Origin of the sequence: Ensifer sp. KUDG1, assembly GCF_050434285.1 — a bacterium.
GTDB lineage: Bacteria > Pseudomonadota > Alphaproteobacteria > Rhizobiales > Rhizobiaceae > Ensifer.
Genome location: NZ_JBNDIG010000002.1, coordinates 341148 through 365127, shown reverse-complemented (window position 1 = coordinate 365127; position 23980 = coordinate 341148). Strand labels below are relative to the sequence as shown.

Annotated in this window: 25 protein-coding genes; 16 read left to right on the top strand and 9 right to left on the bottom strand. The window is 63.6% G+C overall.

Annotation, left to right across the window (positions count from 1 at the left end; translation table 11 throughout):
• Positions 1-12 precede the first annotated feature (12 nt).
• Together M2267_RS07230 and M2267_RS07225 are read right to left on the bottom strand one after the other, a co-directional pair.
• A complete protein-coding gene (locus tag M2267_RS07230; RefSeq protein ID WP_429113574.1) occupies positions 13-2322 on the bottom strand; it encodes a rhodanese-like domain-containing protein in 2310 nt (769 codons plus the stop codon).
• A 72-nt stretch (positions 2323-2394) separates the two neighbouring features.
• A complete protein-coding gene (locus M2267_RS07225) occupies positions 2395-4131 on the bottom strand; it encodes an adenylate/guanylate cyclase domain-containing protein (RefSeq protein ID WP_043620204.1) in 1737 nt (578 codons plus the stop codon).
• A 308-nt stretch (positions 4132-4439) separates the two neighbouring features.
• Between M2267_RS07225 and M2267_RS07220 the strand changes: the two genes are divergently transcribed.
• Positions 4440-4781, top strand: coding sequence for a hypothetical protein (locus M2267_RS07220; RefSeq protein WP_043620201.1), 342 nt, complete (start codon positions 4440-4442; stop codon positions 4779-4781).
• Between the two features lie 22 nt (positions 4782-4803).
• Here M2267_RS07220 and M2267_RS07215 read toward each other — a convergent pair whose 3' ends face one another.
• Positions 4804-5073, bottom strand: a complete 270-nt coding sequence (locus M2267_RS07215; RefSeq protein WP_429113571.1) for a hypothetical protein — start codon at positions 5071-5073, stop codon at positions 4804-4806.
• 202 nt (positions 5074-5275) lie between these two features.
• Here M2267_RS07215 and M2267_RS07210 point away from each other — a divergent pair, with 202 nt between their 5' ends.
• The 3 genes from M2267_RS07210 to M2267_RS07200 all read left to right on the top strand — a co-directional run bounded on the left by M2267_RS07210 (position 5276) and on the right by M2267_RS07200 (position 7698).
• The gene (locus tag M2267_RS07210) at positions 5276-6199 is read left to right on the top strand and encodes a bifunctional helix-turn-helix transcriptional regulator/GNAT family N-acetyltransferase (protein ID WP_429113569.1); all 924 of its coding nucleotides are present in this window, start codon (positions 5276-5278) and stop codon (positions 6197-6199) included.
• A 129-nt stretch (positions 6200-6328) separates the two neighbouring features.
• The gene (locus M2267_RS07205) at positions 6329-7312 is read left to right on the top strand and encodes an HWE histidine kinase domain-containing protein (RefSeq protein ID WP_429114509.1); all 984 of its coding nucleotides are present in this window, start codon (positions 6329-6331) and stop codon (positions 7310-7312) included.
• A 29-nt stretch (positions 7313-7341) separates the two neighbouring features.
• Entirely contained in the window at positions 7342-7698 is a 357-nt protein-coding gene (locus M2267_RS07200; protein ID WP_429113567.1) for a response regulator, read from the top strand.
• 114 nt (positions 7699-7812) lie between these two features.
• Here the strand turns inward: M2267_RS07200 and M2267_RS07195 are convergent, their stop codons facing one another.
• The 6 genes from M2267_RS07195 to M2267_RS07170 form a co-directional block, all read right to left on the bottom strand.
• Entirely contained in the window at positions 7813-8418 is a 606-nt protein-coding gene (locus tag M2267_RS07195) for a histidine phosphatase family protein (protein WP_429113565.1), read from the bottom strand.
• A complete protein-coding gene (locus tag M2267_RS07190) occupies positions 8415-8561 on the bottom strand; it encodes a hypothetical protein (RefSeq protein WP_429113563.1) in 147 nt (48 codons plus the stop codon). Before M2267_RS07190 ends, M2267_RS07195 begins: the two co-directional genes overlap by 4 nt.
• Before the next feature lie 107 nt (positions 8562-8668).
• Complete coding sequence (locus tag M2267_RS07185; RefSeq protein WP_429113561.1) at positions 8669-9157, bottom strand: hypothetical protein; 489 nt, start codon at positions 9155-9157, stop codon at positions 8669-8671.
• A 501-nt stretch (positions 9158-9658) separates the two neighbouring features.
• Complete coding sequence (locus M2267_RS07180; protein WP_429113560.1) at positions 9659-10354, bottom strand: SOS response-associated peptidase; 696 nt, start codon at positions 10352-10354, stop codon at positions 9659-9661.
• 102 nt (positions 10355-10456) lie between these two features.
• Complete coding sequence (locus M2267_RS07175; RefSeq protein WP_429113559.1) at positions 10457-10780, bottom strand: hypothetical protein; 324 nt, start codon at positions 10778-10780, stop codon at positions 10457-10459.
• A gap of 370 nt (positions 10781-11150) precedes the next feature.
• Positions 11151-12554, bottom strand: coding sequence for a DUF1254 domain-containing protein (locus tag M2267_RS07170; RefSeq protein WP_429113556.1), 1404 nt, complete (start codon positions 12552-12554; stop codon positions 11151-11153).
• A gap of 287 nt (positions 12555-12841) precedes the next feature.
• Here M2267_RS07170 and M2267_RS07165 point away from each other — a divergent pair, with 287 nt between their 5' ends.
• The 12 genes from M2267_RS07165 to M2267_RS07110 all read left to right on the top strand — a co-directional run bounded on the left by M2267_RS07165 (position 12842) and on the right by M2267_RS07110 (position 23980).
• Positions 12842-13417 (top strand): TetR/AcrR family transcriptional regulator, encoded by a 576-nt coding sequence (locus M2267_RS07165; protein ID WP_429113554.1) that lies wholly within the window; start codon positions 12842-12844, stop codon positions 13415-13417.
• Positions 13414-14379, top strand: a complete 966-nt coding sequence (locus M2267_RS07160) for a DMT family transporter (protein ID WP_429113551.1) — start codon at positions 13414-13416, stop codon at positions 14377-14379. Before M2267_RS07165 ends, M2267_RS07160 begins: the two co-directional genes overlap by 4 nt.
• A 16-nt stretch (positions 14380-14395) precedes the next feature.
• Positions 14396-15319 (top strand): DMT family transporter, encoded by a 924-nt coding sequence (locus M2267_RS07155; RefSeq protein ID WP_429113549.1) that lies wholly within the window; start codon positions 14396-14398, stop codon positions 15317-15319.
• A gap of 76 nt (positions 15320-15395) precedes the next feature.
• A complete protein-coding gene (locus tag M2267_RS07150; protein WP_429113547.1) occupies positions 15396-16121 on the top strand; it encodes a hypothetical protein in 726 nt (241 codons plus the stop codon).
• A 251-nt stretch (positions 16122-16372) separates the two neighbouring features.
• Positions 16373-16807: an RrF2 family transcriptional regulator gene (locus tag M2267_RS07145; RefSeq protein ID WP_043616306.1), complete on the top strand. Its 435-nt coding sequence runs from the start codon at positions 16373-16375 to the stop codon at positions 16805-16807.
• A gap of 167 nt (positions 16808-16974) precedes the next feature.
• A complete protein-coding gene (locus M2267_RS07140) occupies positions 16975-17859 on the top strand; it encodes an NAD(P)/FAD-dependent oxidoreductase (protein ID WP_429113544.1) in 885 nt (294 codons plus the stop codon).
• A gap of 143 nt (positions 17860-18002) precedes the next feature.
• Positions 18003-18821: an arginase family protein gene (locus M2267_RS07135; RefSeq protein WP_429113542.1), complete on the top strand. Its 819-nt coding sequence runs from the start codon at positions 18003-18005 to the stop codon at positions 18819-18821.
• 136 nt (positions 18822-18957) lie between these two features.
• Complete coding sequence (locus M2267_RS07130; RefSeq protein WP_429113539.1) at positions 18958-19752, top strand: DUF1194 domain-containing protein; 795 nt, start codon at positions 18958-18960, stop codon at positions 19750-19752.
• A 78-nt stretch (positions 19753-19830) separates the two neighbouring features.
• The gene (locus M2267_RS07125) at positions 19831-20355 is read left to right on the top strand and encodes a MarR family winged helix-turn-helix transcriptional regulator (protein WP_429113537.1); all 525 of its coding nucleotides are present in this window, start codon (positions 19831-19833) and stop codon (positions 20353-20355) included.
• Positions 20352-21146 carry a DNA alkylation repair protein gene (locus M2267_RS07120; protein WP_429113535.1) on the top strand — a complete coding sequence of 265 codons (795 nt, stop codon included), beginning with the start codon at positions 20352-20354 and terminating at the stop codon, positions 21144-21146. Before M2267_RS07125 ends, M2267_RS07120 begins: the two co-directional genes overlap by 4 nt.
• Before the next feature lie 48 nt (positions 21147-21194).
• Entirely contained in the window at positions 21195-21536 is a 342-nt protein-coding gene (locus tag M2267_RS07115; RefSeq protein ID WP_034793040.1) for a DUF6616 family protein, read from the top strand.
• Between the two features lie 392 nt (positions 21537-21928).
• A complete protein-coding gene (locus M2267_RS07110) occupies positions 21929-23980 on the top strand; it encodes an alkyl/aryl-sulfatase (RefSeq protein WP_429113534.1) in 2052 nt (683 codons plus the stop codon).

Genomic DNA, 23980 nt, shown 5'->3' with positions numbered 1-23980 from the left:
TCCCCACCCGAACTACTTCCGGAGTTCGATCACCAGCGGATAGCCCTCGTCGTCCCAGTCCTGAAATCCGCCGGCGAAATAGTAGACGCGGGTGTAGCCCCAGGCGATCGCCTTGGCCGACGCATAGGCGGCATGGGTGCAGTTCCTCCCGTGACAATAAAAGGCGACCTCGTCCTCCTTTCCCGCCACTTTGGCAAGGCTTTCCCTCGATAGGCCCGTGACGAGCGACAGGTTGACGGCCCCCGGGAGATGGCCGTTGTCATAGTTGGGCGGGGCCCGCACATCGATGAAGAGCACGCCGCGCGCAAGCAGCGCCCTTGCCTCCGTCACATCGACCTTTATCGTTCGCTCGACGCTGAGCTCGCCCTTCGTCAGCGTCATGAACTTCGCATAGTCGGCAAGTGCCAGGTCCGTGCCGGCCCCCTCTGGCAATCCGGCCTTGCGCAACCCTTCCTGCAGGCGCGCAATGTAGGGCCTGTGATAGCTGAAGGCGCTGCCATACCATTCATAGGCGCTTTCCTGGACGGTGAGCGGATCGCCCAGGTTGGACGCAGCCCGCCTGTTGTATTGGTCGACCAGCGCCGCAATGCCGCCCGTGCGTCCGAGATGCCCGTAGCTCGCGATCAAGGTGGCATAGTCCGCCAGAAGGGCAGACTTCGTTTCGATCATGGGTTCAAACGTGTCGGCGGCCTCCCGGTATTTGCCCTGGGAAAAGAGCGACACCGCCAGCATGCGCAGCGTCGCCCGCGCGGGATGGGGATCGAACCGCATCGCCTGGCGCACCTCCTGTTCCGCCTCCGCGGCGCGTCCCGTCGCGTTGAGGATCCGCGCCATGCCGACATGGTTTTCGGGATCGTTGGGCGCCAGCTTCACCGCCCGGCCGATGGCGGCGAACGCTTCGTCGTAGCGCCCCTGCTGCGCCAGCACCTGCGCCGAGATCGCATGGGCAAGCGGTGTCGGCCTCTCCATGGCCTTGGCAAGATTCCTGATCAGGTTCCTGGACGCCGCTTCCCGCCGGGAATAATCAAAGGACAGGATGCTCGCCCGCCAGTTTGCCGCCGCCAGCGACGCGTAGGCGCGGCTATAGTCCGGATCGAGCACGATCGCCTTCTGGAAGAACGTGGAGGCCGCAACCGTTTCGGCCTCGGTGTCGCGGCGCAGATGCTCCGAGCCGCGCAGCAAGGTGTCGTAGGCCTGCGGGTTCGTCGTTTCCGGCACCGCTGCCACGCTCTTTTCGGCACTCGTCAGCTTCACGGATAGCGTCGAGACGATCTGGCCGATCACCCTGTCCTGCAGGCCGAAAACGCCGCTCATTTCGCCGTCGTAGCGCTCGGCCCACAGATGGTGCCCGTCGATCGCGTCGATCAGCTGGGCATTGACCCGGACATGGTTTCCCTCCCGACGCACGCTGCCCTCGAGGATGTAGTGAACGCCCAGCTCCTCGGCCACCTGCTGCACCTTGGTCGGCTTGCCCTTGTAGGTGAAGGTCGAATTGCGCGCGATCACGAAGATGCCCGACAGCTTCGAGAGCTCGGTGATCAGGTCGTCGGTCATTCCGTCGGCGAAGTAATTCTGCGCCGCATCGGCGCTGAGGTTCTCGAAGGGCAGGACCGCGATCGACGGTGTTTCCGGCAATGAAAGGGCCTGCTGCCCAACGGGTGCGGTATCGGCACGCTCACGCTCCAGAACGATCCATGTCACGGCAAGTCCGAGCAAGACAGGGGCGGCCAAGGCGGCTACCAGCCCCCAGCCAGGCATACGCTGGCGGTGGAGGCGGCGCGGCCGGGCATTTCCCTGAAACTCCACCCGGTAGACGCGCACGGGCCGCTGGATGTTCTTCACGTGCTGTTCGCCGATAAACTCCAGCGGCAATTCGAACTTGCCCTGCAAATGGTCGAAAGCAGTACCCGATACGAACAAGCCTCCCGGCTCGCACATCTGCTCCAGCCGGGCGGCAACATTGACGCCGTCGCCGAGCAGGTCCTCCCCTTCGACGACGACATCGCCAAGATTGATACCCATGCGCAGCAAAAGCCGATGCTCGGCAGGCACGTCCGCCTGACGGGCGGCGAGCTTGCTCTGCGACGCGACCGCACATGAGACGGCGTCGACCACGGAGCCGAATTCCACGATCGCACCGTCGCCCATGAGCTTGACGATGCGCCCGTGATAATCGTTCAGAAGCGGATCGAAAATTTCGGATCGCCACGTCTTGATGGCGGCCAGCGTGCTCGCCTCGTCGGCTTCGATCAATCGCGAATAGCCAACGATGTCGACGGCAAGAATGGCGACGAGCCGACGTTCTGCGCGAACTGCTTCCATGACCACCTCTCCCGAAGGTGTCGAAGTCCTCGCTGCTGCCTGTTGCCTTGTTTTACCGCGCGCGAACGGCCGTCATCCCGCCCCCGCCTTCTTGAGCCCCTCGCGCAGGTGCTCGGTGTCCGCCTCCTGCGCATAATGCATCGTTGCCAGAAACGCCTCGACGTCAAACGATGGACACAGCGCCCGGACCTTGGCGATATGCGCGCCTGCCGCGATCGCATCGCCGCGCCAGCCGTGGCAGGCGGCGACGAAGGCGTGCTGGGTTTCGTCCATCGAGGAGAGATGCATGAAGGCCTCGATCGCCTCGCCATATCGGCGGGCGGCGAAATGGGCCTTGCCGAGGTGGCTCCAGAAGCGTTCCGGGTGGTGCGGGTTGAGGCGCATCGCCTTCAGGATCCATTCCGCCCCCTCCTCCGGCCGGCCGAGCCAGGTGAGCAACTCGCCCTGCTGCACCACGACGAGGTCGTAATTGGGGTTGAGGAACAGCGCCCGCTCCTGGTGATAGCGCGCCGTCGTCAGCGCGTTGGTGTTGACGTTGACGGCGGCAAGGATGCGATGCACATCGGCGTCGTTGTCGTCGAGCGCAAGCGCCCGTTCGAGCTCGGCATTGACCTCGGCCCAGGTCGCCTCCTTGTCCGCACACCAGCCATAGACCCAGGATTGCCCGAGGATGCAGGCGCGCCAGGCGTGGGCGTGGGCATAGCCGGGGTCGAGCGAAACGGCCCGGTCGATCAGCGCCTGCGCCTGCCTGTTGTCCTCGGCGCTGCTGCGGTGGTGCAGCACCTTGGCGGCAAGCGCGCATTCGTAAGCCGCCATGTTGGCCGGCTTGGTGCGCGAAAGCTGGTCGCGCTGGGCGGCCTCCAGCCGTCCGGGCACGGTCGCGGCGATCGCCGCCGTCACCTCGTCCTGAATGGCGAAGATGTCGTCCAGCTGCCGGTCGTATTTGTCGGCCCAGATATGCGCGTCGTTGACCGCGTCGATGAGCTGCACGGTGACGCGCACCCGCTCGCCGATCTTGCGCACGCTGCCTTCCACCAGATATTGCGCCCCGAGGCTGGCGGCCACCTCGCGCACGTTTACCGACTGGTTCTTGTAGACGAAGGAGGAGTTGCGCGAGATCACGAAGAGCTCATGCCGTCGCGAAAGCTCGGTGATGATGTCCTCTGTCAGCCCGTCGGCGAAGAACTCCTGGTCCGGATCGCCGCTCATATTGTCGAAGGGCAGCACCACGATCGTCGGCTTGCAGACACCCGTCTTCGCCTCGCCGTCCCCCGTGGAACTTGAAAGCCCGAGGCTTTCGAGCCCGATGCGATAGAGGCGCACCGGGCGGCTGATGTTCTTCAAGGTCTTTTCGCCGAGATCGTCGATCGGCAGTTCCAGCCGGTCGGCCACCTGCGTCGCCACGGCCGCCGTCACGCAGATACCGCCGACTTCGGCCAGTTGCTCTGCGCGCGCGGCGATGTTGACGCCGTCGCCGAAGATGTCGTCGTCCTCGAAGATGATGTCGCCGAGATTGATGCCGATGCGAAACTCGATCCGCCGATCCTCCGGCACGTCGGAGTTCCGCCTCTTCATGCGCTGCTGGATCTCGACCGCGCATTTGACCGCATCCGTCACGCTCTGGAATTCCACCAGCAGCCCGTCGCCGGTGGTCTTGATCAGTCGGCCCTTGTTCTTGGCGATCGCCGGATCGATAAGCTCGATGCGGTGGGTGCGAAGCCGCGCAAGCGTGCCCGCTTCATCGGCCTCCATCAGCCTGGAGTAGCCGGCCATATCGGCCGCCAGCACTGCAGCTAATCTCTGCTCCATGGGCTTGCCAACACGTTGAAAAGCGGCCCGTTCCGGTCTTCCGGACCAAGGAGATATCCGGTCCGATATTATCGCAGCACGAAACGATCTCCTACCCAAATCAACAGGCGGAACGCGAAGCCCGAGGGCGGCAGCCTGTTGCGCGCCGAGAGATTGCAACCTAGTACAGCAACTCAATCGCGGGATGCGACTGAAACACAAGGACGCGTACCAGGCGCCCTCAAGCGAAGAGTGGGGGCGGATCCATTTGATGGGTTGTTCTTCCTCCATAAACGGAGCGGATCCAGCAGAACTGAAGGAATGAAGCCGTGCCCGCGCGCCCCCTTCGCGACAGAGACAAGTCTCCCCTGCTTCAGCCGGACGAGAATAGTCGGCACGCCCATCTGGTCGAGCTTTTGGCCGCGGACGGCGTAAGCGGCGCGGTCGTTCATGTGCTCAAACACGTCCCGGAACAGGGCGAAGACATCTACACTTTGCTTGTCGACGATCGGCTAGTTGCAAGTTTCGAAGTCCCGCGTGACGGCATCTCGGCGGCCATTGCGTTTCGCGTTTCTCCACTAGCCCGATATCGAGACGAAATCGGTCAAGGGAAGAGCCGCATGCGCCTCGACCAGGCCGTCGAGGACGCGCGCAAACTGCTCGCGAAGTAACTGGAGCCGCTTCCGAGCCGCATCAGGTAGGCACCGATCGCGCGGCTAACCTCACGCGCGCTGCTATGTCATCGACTACCTTCTCGCCGCCCGTGATCGAAAGTCCGACATAGGTCTCGGCCTCGATGGTTATTTCCTGCCCTGCCAGCCGTGCTCGAACAGTCTCGATTTCCTGCGAACCGGCGACCCCACTTCGATCGTCGATCGAGGCGCCAAGGGCCAGCATGACGTCCATGACCCTCGCCCGCAGGCGCTCGTCGTATTCCGGACCCAAAATCACGGTTTTCGTCATCACTTGATCCAGGTGTCGAGGCAAGGCTTTCGCGGCCCTTGTGGTCATACCATAGACGTCAATGCGGCCCCGACGAAGCCGAAATCGGTCGGGCAAACGCCACATGCGCCACCGGGTTCGGACGCTTTGGTGCAATCCCGCTTGACAATACTTGCCTTAGACAACTAATTACCTGATTAAAGCAAATTCATAAGGACATCCCATGTCTCCGCAGCACATCGACGACCGCGCCCAGGCCGTGCGGCGCTTCAACCGCTTTTACACCCGCCTGATGGGCCTGCTGCACGAGCATCTGCTCGCCAGCGCCTATTCGCTGACGGAGGTCCGTATCCTCTATGAGCTGGCGCATCGTTCCGGTCTGACCGCGAGCGACCTCTGCCGCGAACTCGGCCTCGACGCCGGGTATCTGAGCCGCGTCATTGCCGGCTTCGAGAAGAAGGGGCTGATCGAAAAGAGCCGTTCGCCGGACGACGGCCGGGTCACGCAGCTCACGCTGACGGATGCGGGCCGCGCGATCTTCCAGCCGCTGGAGGATGCGTCGCAGCGCGAAGTGGTCGCCATGCTGCAAAAACTTTCGGTGCCGGAACAACGGCAACTGGTGGGCGCAATGGGCGAGATCGAGAGCCTGCTTGCCGACGAGCGCACGCCGGGCTTCATCCTGCGCGATCCGCAGCCGGGCGACATGGGCTGGGTGATCCACCGCCAGGGCGCGCTTTATGCTGAGGAATATGGCTGGACCACCGCGTTCGAGGCGCTGGTCGCCGAGATCGTCGTCAAATACATGCACGACTACGATGCGAAGTCGGACCGCTGCTGGATCGCCGAAAAGGACGGCAAGGTCGTCGGCTCGGTGTTTCTCGTCCGCCATGACGAGACGACGGCGAAGCTGCGCCTGCTCTATGTCGAGCCGAGCGCCCGGGGCCTCGGCATCGGCCGCCGGCTGGTCGAGGAATGCATGCGCCACGCCCGTCTTCTCGGCTATATCAGGATGATTCTCTGGACCAATGCCGGCCTCGATGCCGCCCGCCACATCTACGAGAAAGCCGGCTTCGCGCTGATCGAGGAAGAACAGCACCACAGCTTCGGCAAGGATCTCACCGGCCAGATTTTCGCGCGGGATCTCTAGAAGCGGCCGGCGACGCGCGGCGCCTGCAGCCACACAGAAATCCGTTGGGCTGCTCGGGAACAAGGTCGTTTTCTCGCGCGTTTGTTTGCGACGCTATCGGTTAGCGGATTCAGCGCGCGGGGCATTGTGATGAATCTGGAAGACCTTTACCGCCTGTTGCGGAACGGCCACCTTGAGGCGCAGGGCATCGTCGATACGGTTCCCGATCCGCTGCTGCTGCTGGATGAGAACCTCTGCGTCCAGACAGCCAGCCGCGCCTTCTTCGCCACCTTCAAGGTCGACCGCGACGAGACGATCGGCCAGCACATCTACGATCTCGGCAACGGGCAATGGAACATTCCCGAACTGCGCCGCCTGCTCGACGAGGTGATCCCCAAGAGCATGGCGGTGGTCGACTATGAGGTCGAGCACACGTTTCCGAGCATCGGGAAAAGAACGATGCTGGTCAGCGCGCACCGGCTGTTTCACCCGGACAACAACAGCCGATCCCTGCTTCTGTCGATCGTCGATGCGACCGACCGGCGCCGGCTGGAGGCAGAAAAAGACGTCCTTCTCGGCGAAATGCGGCACCGCATGAAGAACCTCCTCGCCTTGGTCCAGGCACTTGCCCGCCAAACCTCGGCCGACGGGCGGTCGGGCGAAGAGTACCGCGATGCATTCCTCGGCCGGTTTAACGCGCTGGTGCGCGCCCACGATGCGGTCTACACGCAAGAGCACGAGGCCGATCTCAAGGGCCTGCTCGAACAGACGCTGAAGCCCTATTCGGAAGGGGCGGCGATCACGATCAGCCCAGGTGAAAAGGTGTTGCTGACACCGAGCCAGGCCATGTCTCTGAGCCTGATCCTGCACGAGCTCGCGACCAACGCGGTCAAGTACGGGGCATTGTCGACCGCGAAGGGAAAACTCGACATCCGCTGGAAGGTCGAGAAGACCAGCGAGAGGCGTCTGCTGTTGAGTTGGCAGGAAAACGGCGGCCCCCCGGCCACGCCGCCGACGACGACGGGCTTCGGCACCAGGCTTATCGAATTCTCCGTGAGACGCGAATTGGGCGGCCGCGTGGAACTGAACTATGCACCAGAGGGTTTGGCAGCAGAGATCGCTACACCCCTGTGACCGGTCTCAAAAAGACAGAGACTGGTTTCATGTCCAAGACCGTGCTTCTTGTCGAGGATGAGTTCCTGATCGCCATGGACCTCGAGATGCTGCTCGAACGGCACGGCTGGCATGTCTTGGGACCCGCCGGGACGGTCAAGCAGGCCCTGCAACTTTTGCGAAGCGCCGAGCCGGCGGTGGCCATTCTGGACGTTACCCTGAAAGACGGCACCGTGACGCCGGTGGCGGAGGCGCTGCGGGCGCAGAGCGTGCCCTTCGTGCTTGCGAGCGCCTATGAAAAGCCGGAGCAGGTCGGCGGAGAGGTTCTGGCGGGGGCGATAAATGTCGGCAAGCCAGCGGATACGCAGGCGTTGCTGAGCGCCCTGGAGCGGGCGATGCAATCGTGATTCTGGCGCAGCCTGCCTTTGGCCGAAAACCATCCGACCGAGAAGAAGCCTTGATCCACGGCGGCGGCCACCGGGAGAGCCCGCAGCCGATACGAGGCTGCCACGCTCGTGCTTTCACTCGGTAGCGGACGCCAGTTGCCGGCCGGTCGATACGGTGACGAGGTTGAACGCTCCGCCGCTGAGACGATAGAACCCATCCTGCGGCACCGGCAATTCCAGCATTTCCCGCCGGGAGAGGCCGGCATAGACGCCGCGCAGCAGCCGGCCGAACAGCCCATGGGAAATCGCGACCGTCGGCCGCCGGATATCCGCAAGCCAGCTTTTCGCCCGTGTGCAGGCGGCATCGAAGCTCTCCCCATCCGGCGAGCGGAAATACCAGTCGAAGACGTCGGAACCGTCGAGTTGGCCCGGATACTCCATGTCGATCTCGAACTTGGTCATCCCATCCCACGAGCCGACGGTAACCTCCATCAGCCGCGCATCCTCGCGGCGCGCCAGCGGCAGCACCCGCTGCACCCTTTCGGCGGTTTCGCGGGTCCGTCCGATCGGGCTGACATGCATCTCGAACGACTGCACATCTTCACCGATCTCGGCGCTCAGGAGGTGGGCGACGGCGTCCGCCTGCGCGACGCCAAGCCTCGTCAGCGGAGAATCCAGCTGCCCCTGGAAGCGACCGAGCGTATTCCAGGCGGTTTCGCCGTGGCGCAGAAGATAGATCAAGAGCTGGCTTCCTTCAAAAACTTGCGGCGAATGCGGTCACCTTCAGATGTATCCACGACAGGTGCCCAAAACGCCACCTGATCGCGCTGGCCGAAGGTCGCGTTGATGGCAACCGCCTCCATAGACTTAGGCTGCTCGATCACGCACAGATCGTACGCCACATTCGGAAGCGGATTGTGCTCCGGTTAATCGTGCCCGTGCTCCTGCTTCGATAAAGGCGCGCCGAGTGTGGTTGGCCACAGGATAGTTACTAGCGCTGGCAATCTCGCGCTTCAATTGCATGGCTGTAGCTGCCTTCCCGCCACGACAAGACGTACCGTATTTGCTTTATCTGGCGCGTGGCCAGAAACGCACCGAATGCCCCGCATTGCTCCCCGACGAGGCCGCTCTCTTTCACAACGTCAGCGTCGATAGGGTCCTGAGAAGAGGCATGAAAAGTCAGGATTCTATGCGCGAACGTGACCGACTGCATTGTTACTCCGTCATACTCGCGGGGAAGACCCTCATTCCATTCGGCGACTTGGGCTTGAGAGATCGGGCTCGCCGGGAGGCGCGATACGTTCAATGCCAGCGAGAGAGCATATGCCGTCAGGAATACATACGGCCAACGGATGCCGAACCACCATTGGCCAATGACCGCTAGAAAAGCAGGAACTAGCATTTGCATTGCCAGCCACGGCAGCCAATCAGCGGTGTTCCAATAGAGTTCTCCCCAGACTGCGCTCAATATGTCGATCATCATAACTCAAAGATTGTGAAAGCGGACAAGATGCTCGCGCCCGGCCTGCGAATCGCGTGCGCAGTTTTTGGTTGTATTTGTCTTGCTTGCAACGAGCAACGCGCCTTACGGGGCGTGTGCCTAATCCACCGGATCCAAGATATCCTGCGCATCGCTCTTCGGCGAGCTGACCTTACTGCCGATCTTCTACATGGCCATCAGCGCGGGCGGAAACGGCTTCATCAGATCGGGCGCTTCCGGCTCCGGCGATGGCCCCCATCATCACTGGATGATGCAGGTTCCCGGCCAATCCCGGCAGGAGTTCCGCGCGCAGCTTCCCAGAGACATGCCGACAATCAGAACGCAGACGATGACGGCAATCTTTCGCGACATTACGCTACCTCAAGTTTCGGTCCCTCGTTTCTCACCCGTTCCCATCATCGCGTCAACGCGTTTCCCCAGCGGGAACAAGAGAAATGCCATGAAGGTACTGAGGCCACGCTTTGCGATGCCGTGTCGCCCTCAATCCACCGGATCCAGAATGTCCGGCGTATCGTTCTTCGGCGAACCGACCTTGCTGCCGATCTTCCACATGGTCATCAGCTCAAGCGGAAAGGACTGCATCAGGTCAGGCGCCTCCGGCTCGGGCGAGAGCCAGCGCTCGTAATCGTCGGGGTGGAGGATGACAGGCATGCGGTCGTGGATGTCGGCCATCATCGCGTTGGCCTCGGTGGTGACGATTGCAAAGGTGCGGATGTCCTCGTCGGTTGCGGGATTGCGCCAGCTCTCCCAGATGCCGGCAAGGCAGAAGGGTTCGCCCGTCTTCATGGCGATGGCATAGGGCTGCTTGTTGTTGCCGGTGCCGTGAATGTCCTTCCATTCGAAAAAGCCGTCGATCGGCACCAGGCAGCGGCGGCGCTGGTAGCTCGACCGGAACTTCGTCGCGATCGTGTCGGAGCGCACATTGACCAGCGGCCTGCCCGCCTTCGGGTCCTTCGTCCAGCTCGGGATCAGCCCCCAGCGCGCCGAAACGAAGACCGGGCCGAAGAGATCGGGATCGCGGATCACGTCGCGAATGATGATCGGATAGATCAGCGTCGGCGCGCCGTTATAGCGCGGAAACTGGTTGGCAATCGCCTCGACGCCGCCACGCGTCGCAAAGCCGAAGGCGCGCAGCAGCCCCTCGAGATTGGTCTTCAGATAGACGCGTCCGCACATGATCGCCTCTCCCGCAACCTGCAGATTTCCGCCGATACTACCCGATTTGCCGATGAGCACACGGCAATTCTATCGATCGCATCCGCTGCCAATGGGCAGGGCCTACGGCTCCTCCCCACCCTCTTCCTGCCACTTGGCGTAGTTGCAGATCGACGTCATGTAGATCGTTCGTCCATCGACCTCGGCCTTGCTCAGCCCCAGTTCGAACTCGCCGAATTTCTCGTGGTTGTAATAGATCGCCTGTCCGACGAATTCGGGCAGCCGGCCGCAATCACCGTTGCCGGCACCGGTATAGACCGAAATGGTCTTTCCCTTGAACGCGCCCTTCAGCACGGCCTTGATGTCGATGTCGCCGCGCGACATCCGAAACGGCATGTCCGGCTCGTCCGGGTTCGCAAATTCGACGCCATAGGTCACCGTCTTCATTCGACCCCTTATGACCAAATCCGACTCCTGAAACTTCTCGGTGGAGGTTTTCCCCGGTTTTCCAAGCACTCGGTCCCCGCAAGTGCAAGCAGACGCCTCCGGCGCCATCATCATCACCAGAACCGGGGCGGCGACGAGGGCCGCAGCACGAACTGAAATCACTGAAATCTCCCCTGTATGCCCGCAACGCGACGGGAACAGGGTAGTCGTGATTGTGGATCATGGAAAAATGTGGGCGGAAGTTGCGCTGCCAAGGGTGCGTGCCAGCGGTCGGCCTGGCAGCGCGCCCGGTAGGCTCTTCTATGGGTCACAATGGTCTCCATTGCGTTCACTCGAATTTTGGCGCGGCCACAGCTTGCCGCCCCTGAAGTCACGGCAGCTTCTCGACGTCAGGCAGTTTCCATGTCTTCTCGAACAGCGGCTTTTCCGGCCCATAGAGGCGGAAGAGCAGCTCGAAATTGCGGGCGGGATCGACAGGCACGAAGTTCGCCTCCTTGCCCGCAGGCGCCTTGGCGCCGAAATAGACGTCGACCGAGCCGTCGGCATTTTTCTTCACCCCCTCGCCGATCGAGGCGACGCTCGCCTTGTCCATGTTGCGGATCAGCGCATGGGTCTCGCGGTCGTAGGCGGTCACCGACCAGTACTGCTCGACCGGCGCATCCTTCGGCACCACGAGACGGTAGTTGGCGCTGCCGTCGAAGGGATTGCCGTCCTTGTCCTTGTTCGCCATCAGGTAAAACTGCGCCGTTCCCAGCCGCTTGATGCCGGTGAAGCCGAGCGTATAGGTCACGCCACGGGCATCGACCGGATAGAGATCGGGATCGGAATAGGCCTCCGAGGCGGCCTTCACCATTTCGGCCACAGCCGCCGGGAACCAGCGAATACCCTCGTTGATGACAGGGAATCCGGCATCGTAGCGTGCGGAAAGCTCTGCCTTGGCCTCGGCCGCCGCCTTGTCGAGCAGCGCCCTGGTTTCCGGGCTTGGCTGGTAGGGCTTGCCCTTCTCGATGCCGAGCGTCTTCAACTGGTCGATCATCACCCGGTCGCGCTCGAGCCAGGGTTCGGTCTGGACGACCCGGTTGAGATTGTCGAAGAAGCTGGCGTCGAAGCGGATGGTGCTGTCGAACAGCACGTCATAGGCGTCGGTAAAGACCGTTTCCGGCGGCTTGTCGGTCACCGGCATCGGGTAGATCTTGATCTTCTTGCCATAGGCGACCGACTTCTCGATTTCGGCGTCGGCATGGCTCTTCAAGTTCGAGCGCAGCAGCGCGAAGCCGGTAAAGGTATCGGAGCGCAGCGGAATGAAGCCCTCCGGCACTTCGCCCATGTAATCCGGCGGCAGGATCAGGTACTTGCCGCCCTTGCCCTCGTCGGCGCCATGCGGGCCGGCATCTTCGAGCGGCATCTGCCAGGCGTTGACGATGTTGCCGGCGATCGATCCGCCTTCGGCCGGCGGGATCTCGATGACGATGGGCCCGTCCTTCACGTTCCAGAAGGACATGAAATAGATCGAATCCGGGTTCGGCGTCAGCGTCTGGTTCTTCCAGTTGACCGGTTTCGACCAGTAGACGATCTCGTTGACCTTGGCCTTCGTCGTCGAAAGCATCGTCTGCAGCATCAGGTCGGCATTGACCGCCGGCATACCCCAGATGACCGCCTCCGTCGCCCGACGCTCGATCGCGCGCTCCCGGAGATCTGCCGGCAACGTTTCCTGCGCCGGGACGTTCGTCGCGCCGGCCAGAAGCGCCAGACCTGTCAGTACAAATCGCAACATGCCGAATCTCCCTCATACGCCGCGGCCGGAGGCCTTGAAATCTCTCGTTCGTCGCTGCCCAGACTCCGGTGCGGGCCGCCGATGCGAAACTTAGTGCGAATGCATGCCGAGCAGTAGACCCGTTGCCTGTGACGTGCGGAAGTACGTTACGGTTACAGCCGAAAACAACGGCCACCGCGATCCGCCGGCGCGTCGGCGCACGCTCAACCGTTCTCCAGAAAACGATGCCTCCCTTGACATCGCGCCGAAATAGGTAGATCGGTCTACCTAGAAATTTGGAGCAAGCCATGAGCGAGAAAGCACCGGCGCGCGAGCGCCTGCTGAAGGCGGCAGCCGAACTCTTCTATCGGGATGGAGTCGGCGCCACCGGCATCGACGCGATCACCGCCCATGCGGGCGTCGCCAAGATGAGCCTCTACAACAACTTCTCGTCCAAGACGGATCTGGTGAACGCCTATATCGAGGCGCGACACCGGGAATGGCAGGACCTTTACCGTGAGCGCCTGGCCCATGCGGCAACGCCGCGAGAGCGGGTGCTGGCGATCTTCGACAGCTATGTCGACCATGCCGAAATGGCCTATTCCTGGGGCTTTCGCGGCTGCGGCCTCCTGAATGCCGCAGCCGAGCTCTCGGTCGGCGATCCCGCCCGCGACATCGTCGCCTCGCAGAAGGACGAGGTGGAAACGCTGTTCAAGCAATATCTGCGCGAGATGCGGCCGGACGCCGGTGCTGCCATCGACGAGACGGCGGAACACCTCTCCTTCCTGCTCGAAGGCGCCATGTCGCGCGCCGGGCTCGACGGTCATGACGCCCGGCTGAAGACCGCGCGCCGGATCGCCATCTCGATCATGGACCAGCTATGACCTCCCGCAATTCCGCCTCTTTCGTCGGCTTCGCCTGCGTGCTCACCGCCTCGGCCCTTTGGGGCACGACCGGCACCACCGCCACCTTTGCTTCAGGTGTCAGCCCGCTCGGCGTCGGCGCCGTCGCCATGGGCCTTGGCGGCCTGCTCTTGGCGCTGACGGCGCTGCGCTCGATCGTGAAAAGCAGGGCAAAGCTTACCGCGCAATGGCCGATGCTGTTGCTCGGCTCGCTCTCGGTCGCGATCTATCCGCTCGCCTTCTACTCCTCCATGCATCTGGCCGGTGTCGCCATCGGCACCGTCATTTCCATCGGCTCGGCGCCGCTCGCAGCCTCGCTGATCGAGCGTTTCTTCGACGGTCAGAAGCTGACCACCCGCTGGCTGCTGGGTGCCGCCGCCGGCCTTGGCGGCGCCGTGCTTCTCACCTTCTCGGAAAGCCACGGCAGCGGCGGTGCCGCCGACCCGACGGCTGTGCTCTACGGCATCCTGCTCGGCCTCGTCTCCGGCCTGCTTTATGCCCTCTATTCCTGGGTGGCGCGGCGGTTGATGCAGGCGGGCATTCCGCCGCGCGCCGCCATGGGGTCCATCTTCGGCATCGGCGGCATGGCGCTCCTGCCGGTCCTTCTCTTCACCGGCGCACCGCTGCTTGCCTCCACGACCAACATCGCCGTCGGCATCTACATGGCGCTTGTGCCGGTGCTCGTCGCCTACGTGCTCTTTGCCTATGGCCTCGCCCGCGTATCGGCCACCATGGCAACCACCCTGTCGCTGCTCGAGCCGGTCATTGCCGCCGTACTCGCCGTCATCATCGTCGGCGAGCGGCTGCCGGCCGAGGGCTGGGCGGGCATCGGGCTCATCGTTGGCTCGCTCTTCATTCTCACCCTGCCGATACCGGGCCGTCGCCGCCGCGCCGAACGCCCGCGACCCGCCGCCGCCATCGACGCGGCTCTCCCCAGCCGCTAGAGCCGGAACTCTTGATATGAGCGACGTCGCTGCGCTGCCTTCCCGCCGGCCAAACCGGCTGTGGACGCTCTTCATCCTGATCCTGCTCGAGGCGGCACTTGTCATCTCCTGGAGCGCCGGCTTCGTCGGCATCCGCTTCGCCATCGATCATGCGCCGCTGTTCCTGATCCTCCTCTGGCGCAGCCTCGTCTCCGGCCTCATCCTGCTGCCCTTCGCCCTGACGATCGGGCCGAAGATCCGCATGAAGGACGCCGTGCCGCAGATGCTCTTCGGCGCGCTCGCCATGTCCGGCTACCTCGCCGGCTTTGCGCTGGCGATCTCCCAAGGCGTGCCGACCGGGCTGGTGGCGCTGATCACCGACATGCTGCCGCTCGCCGTCGCCATCCTCTCCTGGCCGATCCTCGGCCAGTCCTTGACCGCCCGCCAGTGGCTCGGCTCCTTCATCGGCCTCACCGGCGTGCTGATCGCGTCCGGCTGGTCGCTCGATATCGGCAACGTGCCGCTCTGGGCCTACGGGCTGCCCGTCCTCGGCACGCTGTCACTGGCGCTGGCGACACTGCTGCAGAAGCGCAGCGCGGCCGGCGCCATGCCGGTGCATCAGAGCCTCTGCATCCAGTGCCTTTCGGCATCCGCCATCTTCGCGCTCTTTGCCTGGCACGAGGGCAGCGTGCTGCCGGTGCTCGATCCGGGCTTCGTCGGCGGCATTTTGTGGCTGGTCTTCGTCGCCACCTTCGGTGCCTGGAGCCTCTATTACCTGGCGCTGAAAAAATCCTCGCCCGCCCGCGTCACCGCCATCCTTTATTTGAGCCCGCCGGTGACGATGATCTGGGCCTTTATCATGTTCGGCGAACTCCTCTCCTGGGCCATGGCCGCCGGCCTCGTCGTCTCGCTCGCCGGCATCGTCATCGTCGCACGGGGGCAGAGCCAAACGCACGCTTAGGAAAGCCATCCACTGACCGCTTGCATCTTGCGGTGGTGTCTGCGACAGCTTCGCTCCAAACCACTGGGGAGCGGCCATGAGTTTTTCCGAAGTCAAGCCACGTCACGTGCTCTGCCTGCTCGGCGGGCAGACGCCCTTCTCTAAGCTTTGTGAAACCATCCAGTCGGCGATCGAGAGTTTCGCGCCGGGCTTCGAGATCGATGACACCTTTTCCGAGGACGCGCCTGACGATCGCATGTCGATGTCCTTCGAGGTCTGCCGGGATCGCGTCCACACGGGCGCCTGGAGCGAAGCGGATGAAGAGGCCGTCGGAGACCATCGCTCGGTCATCTATGTGCTCGGCCCGCCGATGACGGCGGAGGATGCCGTCAAACATTCAGCCATCGCGCTGCGGCTGGTCGCCCACACCCTCGACAACGGCATCGTCGCCGCCAAGGGCGAGAGCGCCGGCGTCGCCCACGGCATCGAGAGATGGAAAGCGCTGGCACGTGAAGCAGACGGCCAGACCGGCGCTGCGCTTGCCCGCCCCTGCCGGCTCGCCTTTGCCAAGCGGCCGATCGGCACGGACGAACATCTCTACAGCGTCGGCTTCCACCTGGTCGGCATACCCGAAGTCTACGCGCCGAAAACCCTCTCCGACGACGAACTGGCCCTGAGCGCGTTGATCGACACCGTTGCCGACGAGGTCGTCACTGACGGCATCGATCAGGTGCTCAAGCGCCGCGGCGCCAGATTGCTGCCCGTCGACGCCTATGGCGAGGACGAATTCAAGTACAATCCCTTTGGGGCCATCCATCTCTAGTCAGGACGGCGGACCGCCCTCATCCCTGTGTCACAGGGATTCAGCAGCGCTGCGCCCGCGGTGCGAAAGAGCCTTTTCGGCCCAAGGACTTGGGCTGGCTGGATTCCTGTGACAAGCACAGGAATGAGGGCCGCGGGAATGGCTTGCACATCCCGTGACTTGCAATCGCGAGCCGGGTTCCAAACCCGCCTGGCCCACGCCCGCGCCCATACCCCTTGCATCGCATCTCGATTCGTAATAATTGAAGTTACATGAAAAAAGACAGCCGCCTTTCCTCCGTCCTGCACGCGCTCCTGCACATGGCCGAGCGCGGCGAGCCCTTGACCTCGGACGAGCTTGCCATGTGCATGCGCACCAATCCGGTCGTTGTCCGCCGCACCATGGGCTTCCTGCGCGATGCCGGTATCGTTTCCTCCGCCCGCGGCCATGCGGGCGGCTGGGCGATCACCGCCGATCTCAAGACCGTGACGCTTCGGCAGTTGCACGAAACGCTCGGCGAGCCTGCGATCTTTGCCATCGGCAACCGGCAGGAAATGCCGGAATGCCTCGTCGAGCAGGCGGTCAACGCCGCCCTCGACACCGCCTTTGCCGAGGCCGAGGCGCTGCTGCTCGAGCGTTTCGCCCACGTAACCCTTGCCGACCTCGCCGAGGATTTTGCGCGGCGGCACCGGCTCCGATCGCAATGAAAGCAGCCGATCGATCCGTCCTGACGTGATCGATCCCGACACATCCAGCCGCCCCGGAACCGCATAAGCGGTTTTCCGGCCGGAACCCTATTGCCCAAAGCTCGGGTCGACACACTGGTGCAAAAAGCCGGTGGGCTGGCCTGCGCCCAACCGAAAGGACTATCCCCATGCAACAGGACGTCATTATCATCGGCGGCAGCTATGCCGGCATGGCCGCCGCCCTTCAGCTGCTGCGCGCCCGCCGGCGCGTGACGATCATCGACGAGGGCGTTCGCCGCAACCGTTTCGCCAGCCACTCCCACGGCTTCCTCGGCCAGGACGGCATCGACCCCGGTGAGATCGCCGCGACCGCCCGCAAGCAGTTGCTCGCCTATCCCACGCTCACCTGGATCGACGGCCGCGCCGTGACCGCGAGCGGCAAGATCGACAGCTTCGTCGTCACCACAGCCGACGGCGCCGCTATTGAAGGACGGCGCCTGCTCTTTGCGACTGGCGTCAAGGATGGCCTGCCTGATATCGAGGGGTTGACGGAACGCTGGGGCAAGAGCGCCTTCCATTGCCCCTATTGCCACGGCTACGAACTGAACGAGGGCGAAATCGCCGTCATCGCCGCAAGCCCGATGTCGATCCACCAGGCCCAGCTCATCCCCGAATGGGGCAAGGTGACCTTCTTCATCAATGGTGCGATCACGCTCGATGCCGAAGGCCGTGCCGACCTCATCCGGCGCGGCGTCACCATCGACGAAACCCCGGTCGCACGGCTTGAGGGCCATGCCGACGTGGTGCTCACGGATGGCCGCCGCCTGCCCTTCGCAGGCCTTTTCGTCGCCACCCGCACCACGCCCGCAAGCGACATCGCCGAACGCTTCGGCTGCGCGATCGAGGAAACGCCGATGGGCCTGCAGATCAGGGCGACGGCCGCCAAGGAAACCACCGTTTCCGGCGCCTATGCCTGCGGCGACGTCGGCCGCGTTCCCCACTCCGTCTCGCTCGCGGTCGGCGACGGCGCCTGGGCGGGCGCGCAACTGCACCGCTCGCTGGTGTTCGGTTAAGCCGCCGACACTGGCCGGCGCCCCGCAGTGGCCTGACGGGAGCCGACGGACGCAACCGCTTTGCGCCGTTCGGCTCCCCGTCTTGCCAAATCGACGCCCCCCGTGCTTCGCTCGCTTCAAACCTGAGTTTGGAGCCCGCACCAATGCCCCTTGCCCTCACCTGCTTCCAGGGTCGCGCCGGCGATCACAACGACCTCGGCATTCCTGGCGCAAAGTCCGTTGCCGCCCATCTCGCCCGAAAGTTCGGCCTCGAAACCGTCACGATCGGCGAGCCGGAACCGGCGATGAACGGCCACTGGACGGTGGAGCTCGAAGCCGCGATGCCGGCGTTCAGGCGCATGCAAGATCGCTTCGAAACGATCTACGCCGAAGGATCGGTCTCGCTGGCCGCGACCAGCCGTTGCGCCGTCTCGCTGGCAACGCTGCCCGCCGTCGCCAGGCACCACGCGGATGCGGTCGTCGTCTGGTTCGACGCCCATGGCGACCTGAACACGCCCGAGGCCAGCAGCACCGGCTATCTCGGCGGGCTGGCGCTGTCGGGCCCCTGCGGCCTCTGGCAGTCCGGCCTCGGCGACGGGCTTCCGATTGAAAATATCGTGCTCGTCGGCCAGCGCGACCTCGATACCTTCGAAGCCGAGCTGATCGCGGCGAAGCGCATCCCGCATATCCGCCCCGGCGCCGACCTCCCGCAAAGGCTCGCGGAAGCGGTCGCGGACCGGCCGGTCTATATCCATCTCGACTGTGACGTGCTGAACCCCGGCATCGTGCCCACCGACTACCAGCACGAGGACGGCCTGTCGCTCGACGACCTGCACGCGGCCTGCGTGGTTCTTGCCAAGAGCAAGGTCGTCGGGCTGGAAATCGCCGAGTTTCAGGACGTCTGGGAGGACGGCGGCGAGCCTGTGTCCCCCGAACCGCTCATCGAAGCGCTGGACCCGCTCTTGCAGAAGCTGCGCCGCTGACCCGACCAGAGATTGGCGGCCTGCTGCCTGACCGCAGGGCGCCCGGTCGGCGTTGATCCATCGACAGTACCCCGCATTGCACGCAACCGGTTTGGGCGTAGCATAGATATCCCGCTCGCCTTCGGTATCGGCTGCCATGAAGCTCGGATCGGTTCTTCTTGCCTGCGCCTGCCTGGTCTGCGGAAGCGCCTCCGCCGAACCGCTGAGGGTCGATCTCGAACTGGTGCTCGCCGTCGACGTCTCCTATTCCATGGAACTCGACGAGCAGCGCCTGCAGCGGCAGGGTTATGTCGCCGCCTTTCTGGAGCCCGCCCTCATCGAGGCGATCGAGAACGGCCCCTTCGGCCGCATCGCCGTCACCTATGTCGAATGGGGCGGCTCGGCGGTGCAGGTCACGCCGTGGACGCTGATCGACGGCCGCGGCACGGCCGCGCAATATTCCGAGCTGCTGCGGCGCCAGCCGATCCGGCGCATCGCCTTCACCTCGATCTCCAACACGCTGGCCTTCACCCGCCGCCTGTTCGATTACAGCCCCTTTGAGGGCAGCCGCCGCGTCATCGACATCTCCGGCGACGGTCCCAACAATTCCGGCGTGCCCGCCCCCGTTGCCCGCAACTCCACCGTCGCCCGCGGCATCACCATCGACGGCCTGCCGATCATGCTGAAGACGCACGCGGCCCGGGACTCCGCCGCGATCCCCGACCTCGACGCCTATTACCGCGAATGCGTGATCGGCGGCGACGGCGCCTTTCTCGTCAAGGTGGAGGATAGCGGCGAGTTCGCCCGCGCCATCCTTCGCAAGCTGGTCACAGAAATCTCCGGCCTGGAGGTCAGCCGACTGTCACCCGAAACGGTGCACCCGGTCCAGTTCGGCGAGGGCTACAATTGCTTCATCGGCGAAGAAATGCAGGAGCGGATGATCGGGCGCTAGCGCAAGTCTGCCGCCCATCCACAGCCAACACGCAAGAAGCCGTTGACTTCAGTTAGGCGCCTTATTATCTGTCGCCTTATGACAATACTGGAACAAAAACACCGGGCCATGTTGCAGGAAGCCGAGCGTCGTGCGGTCGCCGAAACCGGCAACATGCGCGCCTGCTTCGAACTGCTGGCGCTCACAGGCGCGATCGACCGGGACTGCGCCGCAAGACTGGCGCCCCACCGGCTTTCGGAAGGCAAGTTCGTTATTCTCTTCCTGCTCAACGATCAACCCGAGGGCCTGTCGCCGCACGAGCTTGCCGATCGCGCCGGCGTGACGCGCGCCACCATCACCGGGCTACTGGACGGGCTGGAGCGCGACGGCTTCGTCGAGCGCCGCTCGGGCCTTAATGACCGAAGGAAGATCGCGGTCGTGCTCACCGAAACCGGCCGCAAGACTGCCGGCGATCTGCTCGGTGAACACAGCGCCTGGATCGCTTCGCTTTTTGCCGGCTTCAGCGCCGATGAACAGCAGACGTTCCACCGGCTGCTTCAGCGCATCTGGCGCAATCTCGAGACCGGCGCCAAGCGCAGGAACACGTCGGAAACACAGACGTGAGCGGGAGCAGGACCAAGGAACGCGGCGTCAGCGCCATCGGTGCCGAGCGCCTGGCGCAGCTGAACGCCGGAGCGGAAGCGACGACCCTGACCGAGTGCCTGGCTGTCGATTTTGCAGCGCTCATGGCCACCGTCCTGCCCGACATCGGCGACGATGCCTTGACTGAGATGCGCGCGGTCGCCTCGGCCGGCATCTCCCGGCGCATGCCGCTTGCGGCAAGGCTGATCGCGGATCGCCTCGGCTCCTCCGCCTTCGAGACGCTCTCGCATCATTCCTCGGACACGGTGCGGGGCTGGGCCTGTTTCATGGTCGCAGCCGCGGCTGACATATCCCTCGCCGAGCGCTTGGCCGCGATCCGCCCGCTCGCCGACGACAGCCATTTCGGTGTGCGCGAATGGGCCTGGATCGCCGTTCGCCCGCATCTCGCCGCAAATCTGGATCAGGCGATCGTCTTGCTTGCGGCCGGCTGGACGTCAGATCCATCCGAACGCGTCCGCCGTTTCGCCTCGGAGGCCATCCGCCCGCGCGGCGTCTGGTGCGCCCACATCCCAGCGCTCAAGCACGAGCCGGAACGCGCGCTGCCCGTGCTCGAGCCGTTGCGTGCCGATCCTTCGCCTTACGTGCAGGATTCGGTCGGCAACTGGCTGAACGATGCAGCCAAGGATCGACCGGCGTGGGTTCAAGTGCTCACGGCACGCTGGTCCGCCGAAAGCCCAGGGCCCGCGACGGCGCGCATCTGCCGCCGCGCGCTTCGGTCCATCGCCACGAAATCCGGTTCCGGAAACGCTTGAGAGCGCCCGGACTTCTATAACCTCAGACTGACAACAAGAAAGCAGACCATGCCTCACTACCTGACCGAACTTTACAGCGCCAAGCCGGCGTGGCTCGCCCTTCCCCGCCAGGGGCGCCAGCAGTTCCTGGCCGCGATCGGCTCTGCCATGCCGGGCCTGTCGGCGCTCGGCGTCGAACTCATCACCTTCGGCAAGGTCGACCAGTCTAAGCTGCATGCGGCATCGCAGACCTTCTTCGCCGTCTGGCGCTGCCCGGATGCGACCGCACTCGAAGCCCTCGTCGCCGGCATCGCGCAATCCGGTTGGCACGAATATTTCGACACGATCAACGCCGCCGGCCGCGGCACCGATCTCGCCGGTCATCTCGCCGAACTCGGCGCCGCCGCTTGAGGCAATTGCCGTAAAAATCCGACACGATCTCCCGTTCGCTACACCCAGGTTCTCGGACCTGGCGCCGACCGCGCGGGGGATCGCCAAAACACCTGGGGCCGCCTGATCCAGCGCGCCGGAAACCAAATTTCACGAACAACATCTGCGCCGATAGTCGACATCTTCACGCAAGGTGAAGCGTTGCGCATGACCTTTTCGAACGTTCAGGCTCTTGTCCCGGCAAAGGTATAATTACCGCAAATAGATGCGCGCCTGCCCCTAACCTTTCACGCCGCTGTGATCACGCCCGGCGGAGAATTTAACAGTTACGTACTTCCAACCACGAACCTGTCGCCCTAGCCTCACTCCCGGGAAATCTGAAAAATCCTGAAAACCTGGGTTCGGAGGGCATTATGACTTCGTCGAATGGCAATGGTATCAGCAGAGCAGACTTTCTTCGTGGCGTTGCATCGGCGGGGCTGGCCGTCACCTTCGTCGCAAAACCGGGACAGGCCAGTGCACAGGACGCACCGCCCGTTCCCCAATCCGGCATCAAGCCGAAGCCGGCGACGCAGGCGACCCTTGAATACAACGCGATGTATCGAAACGGGCTGCCGTTCGACGATGTTCAAGACTTCGTGGACTCCCGCAAGGGCCTGCTTGCCGCCCTGCCGGATCCGGTCATCATCAAGAATGCCGATGGCGCGGCGGTCTGGGATCTCAGCGTCTATCAGTTCCTCGGCAACTCCGAGACCGACGACGCACCGGATACGGTGAACCCCAGCCTGTGGCGCATGGCCAAGCTCAACATGATCCATGGCCTGTTCGAGGTGGTCGCCGATGGCGTCTACCAGGCCCGCGGCTACGACCTGTCGGTCATGAGCATCCTCAAGACCGACACCGGCTATCTGGTGATCGATCCGCTCGTCAGCTCGGAAACCGCAGCAGCCGTCTGGAAGGAGTTGGTCATCCCGAAGCTCGGCGACAAGCCGATCGTCGCGGTGCTCTATACTCATAGCCACGTCGACCATTACGGCGGCGTCCGTGGCCTCGTCAGCCAGGCCGATATCGACGCCGGCAAGGTCAAGATCATCGCCCCTGCCGATTTCACCGAAGCGGCCGTCGGCGAAAATATCATCGCCGGCAACGCCATGAGCCGCCGCGCAAGCTACATGTACGGCAACCTCCTGTCGCGTGGCGCCCAGGGCCAGGTCGATGGCGGCCTCGGCAAGTCGACCTCATCGGGCGAGATCGGCCTTGCCCTTCCGACCGACTGGGCCACCGAAACCGGACAAAAGATCGTAATCGACGGCCTCGAGCTTCAGGTGCTCATGGCGCCGAACTCGGAAGCGCCTTCGGAATTCATGTTCTACATTCCGAAGTACAAGGCCTTCTGCGCCGCCGAGGATGCCTGCCACACGCTGCACAATCTCTACACGCTGCGCGGCGCAAAGGTTCGTGACGGCCTCCTGTGGTCGAAATACCTGCAGCAGGCGCTCGACATGTTTGGCGGCGAGATGGAGGTGCTGTTTGCCTCGCACCATTGGCCGACCTGGGGCAATGAGCGCGTCGTCACCCACATCAAGAAGCAGCGCGACCTGTTCCGCTATCTGCACGACCAGGTCATGCGCATGGCCAACAGCGGCATGACGCCGAAGGAAATCGGCGAAGTGATCCGGCTCCCCGAGGAACTGGCGACGACCTGGGCCTGCCGCAGCTACTACGGCACCGTCTATCACGATGCGGTGGCGCAGTATAACCTCCGCCTCGGCTTCTTCGACGGCGTTCCGTCCAACCTGCACCAGCTTCCCCCAACGGAAGCGGGTCGACGTTACGTCGACTTCATGGGCGGCGCCGACAATGTGCTGCGTCAGGCCAAGGTATCCTTCGACAAGGGAGACTATCGCTGGGTCGCCGAGGTGGTGAACCACGTCGTCTTTGCCGATGCCAACAACGTCGCCGCCAAGCAATTGCTCGCCGATACCTATGAGCAACTGGGCTATCAGGCGGAATCCGGCCCCTGGCGCAACTTCTACCTGACCGGTGCCCGCGAACTGCGCGAAGGCGTCACCGAGCTTCCGACACCGAACACGGCAAGCCCGGATACCATCAAGGCCATGCCGCTCGAGATGTTCTTCGACTTCCTCGGCGTCCGGCTGAACGGCGACCGGGCGGCCGGCAAGATCATCACCATCAACATGGAGCTGACGGACACCAAGGAGAAGTATGCCGTCGGCGTCGAAAATTCGGCGATCCATTATTCCAAGGACAAGAGTGACCCGAATGCCGATGTCTCGATCGTCACCACGCGGGCGGACTTGAACGACGTCATGCTCGGTATCTCCACCATGGAGAAGCAGGTGGTCGAAGGAAAGGCGAAGCTGACGGGCGACCCGAAGAAGCTCTCGGAGTTCGTCGGCCTGCTCGACAACTTCGAGTTCTGGTTCAACATCGTGACCGCCTGA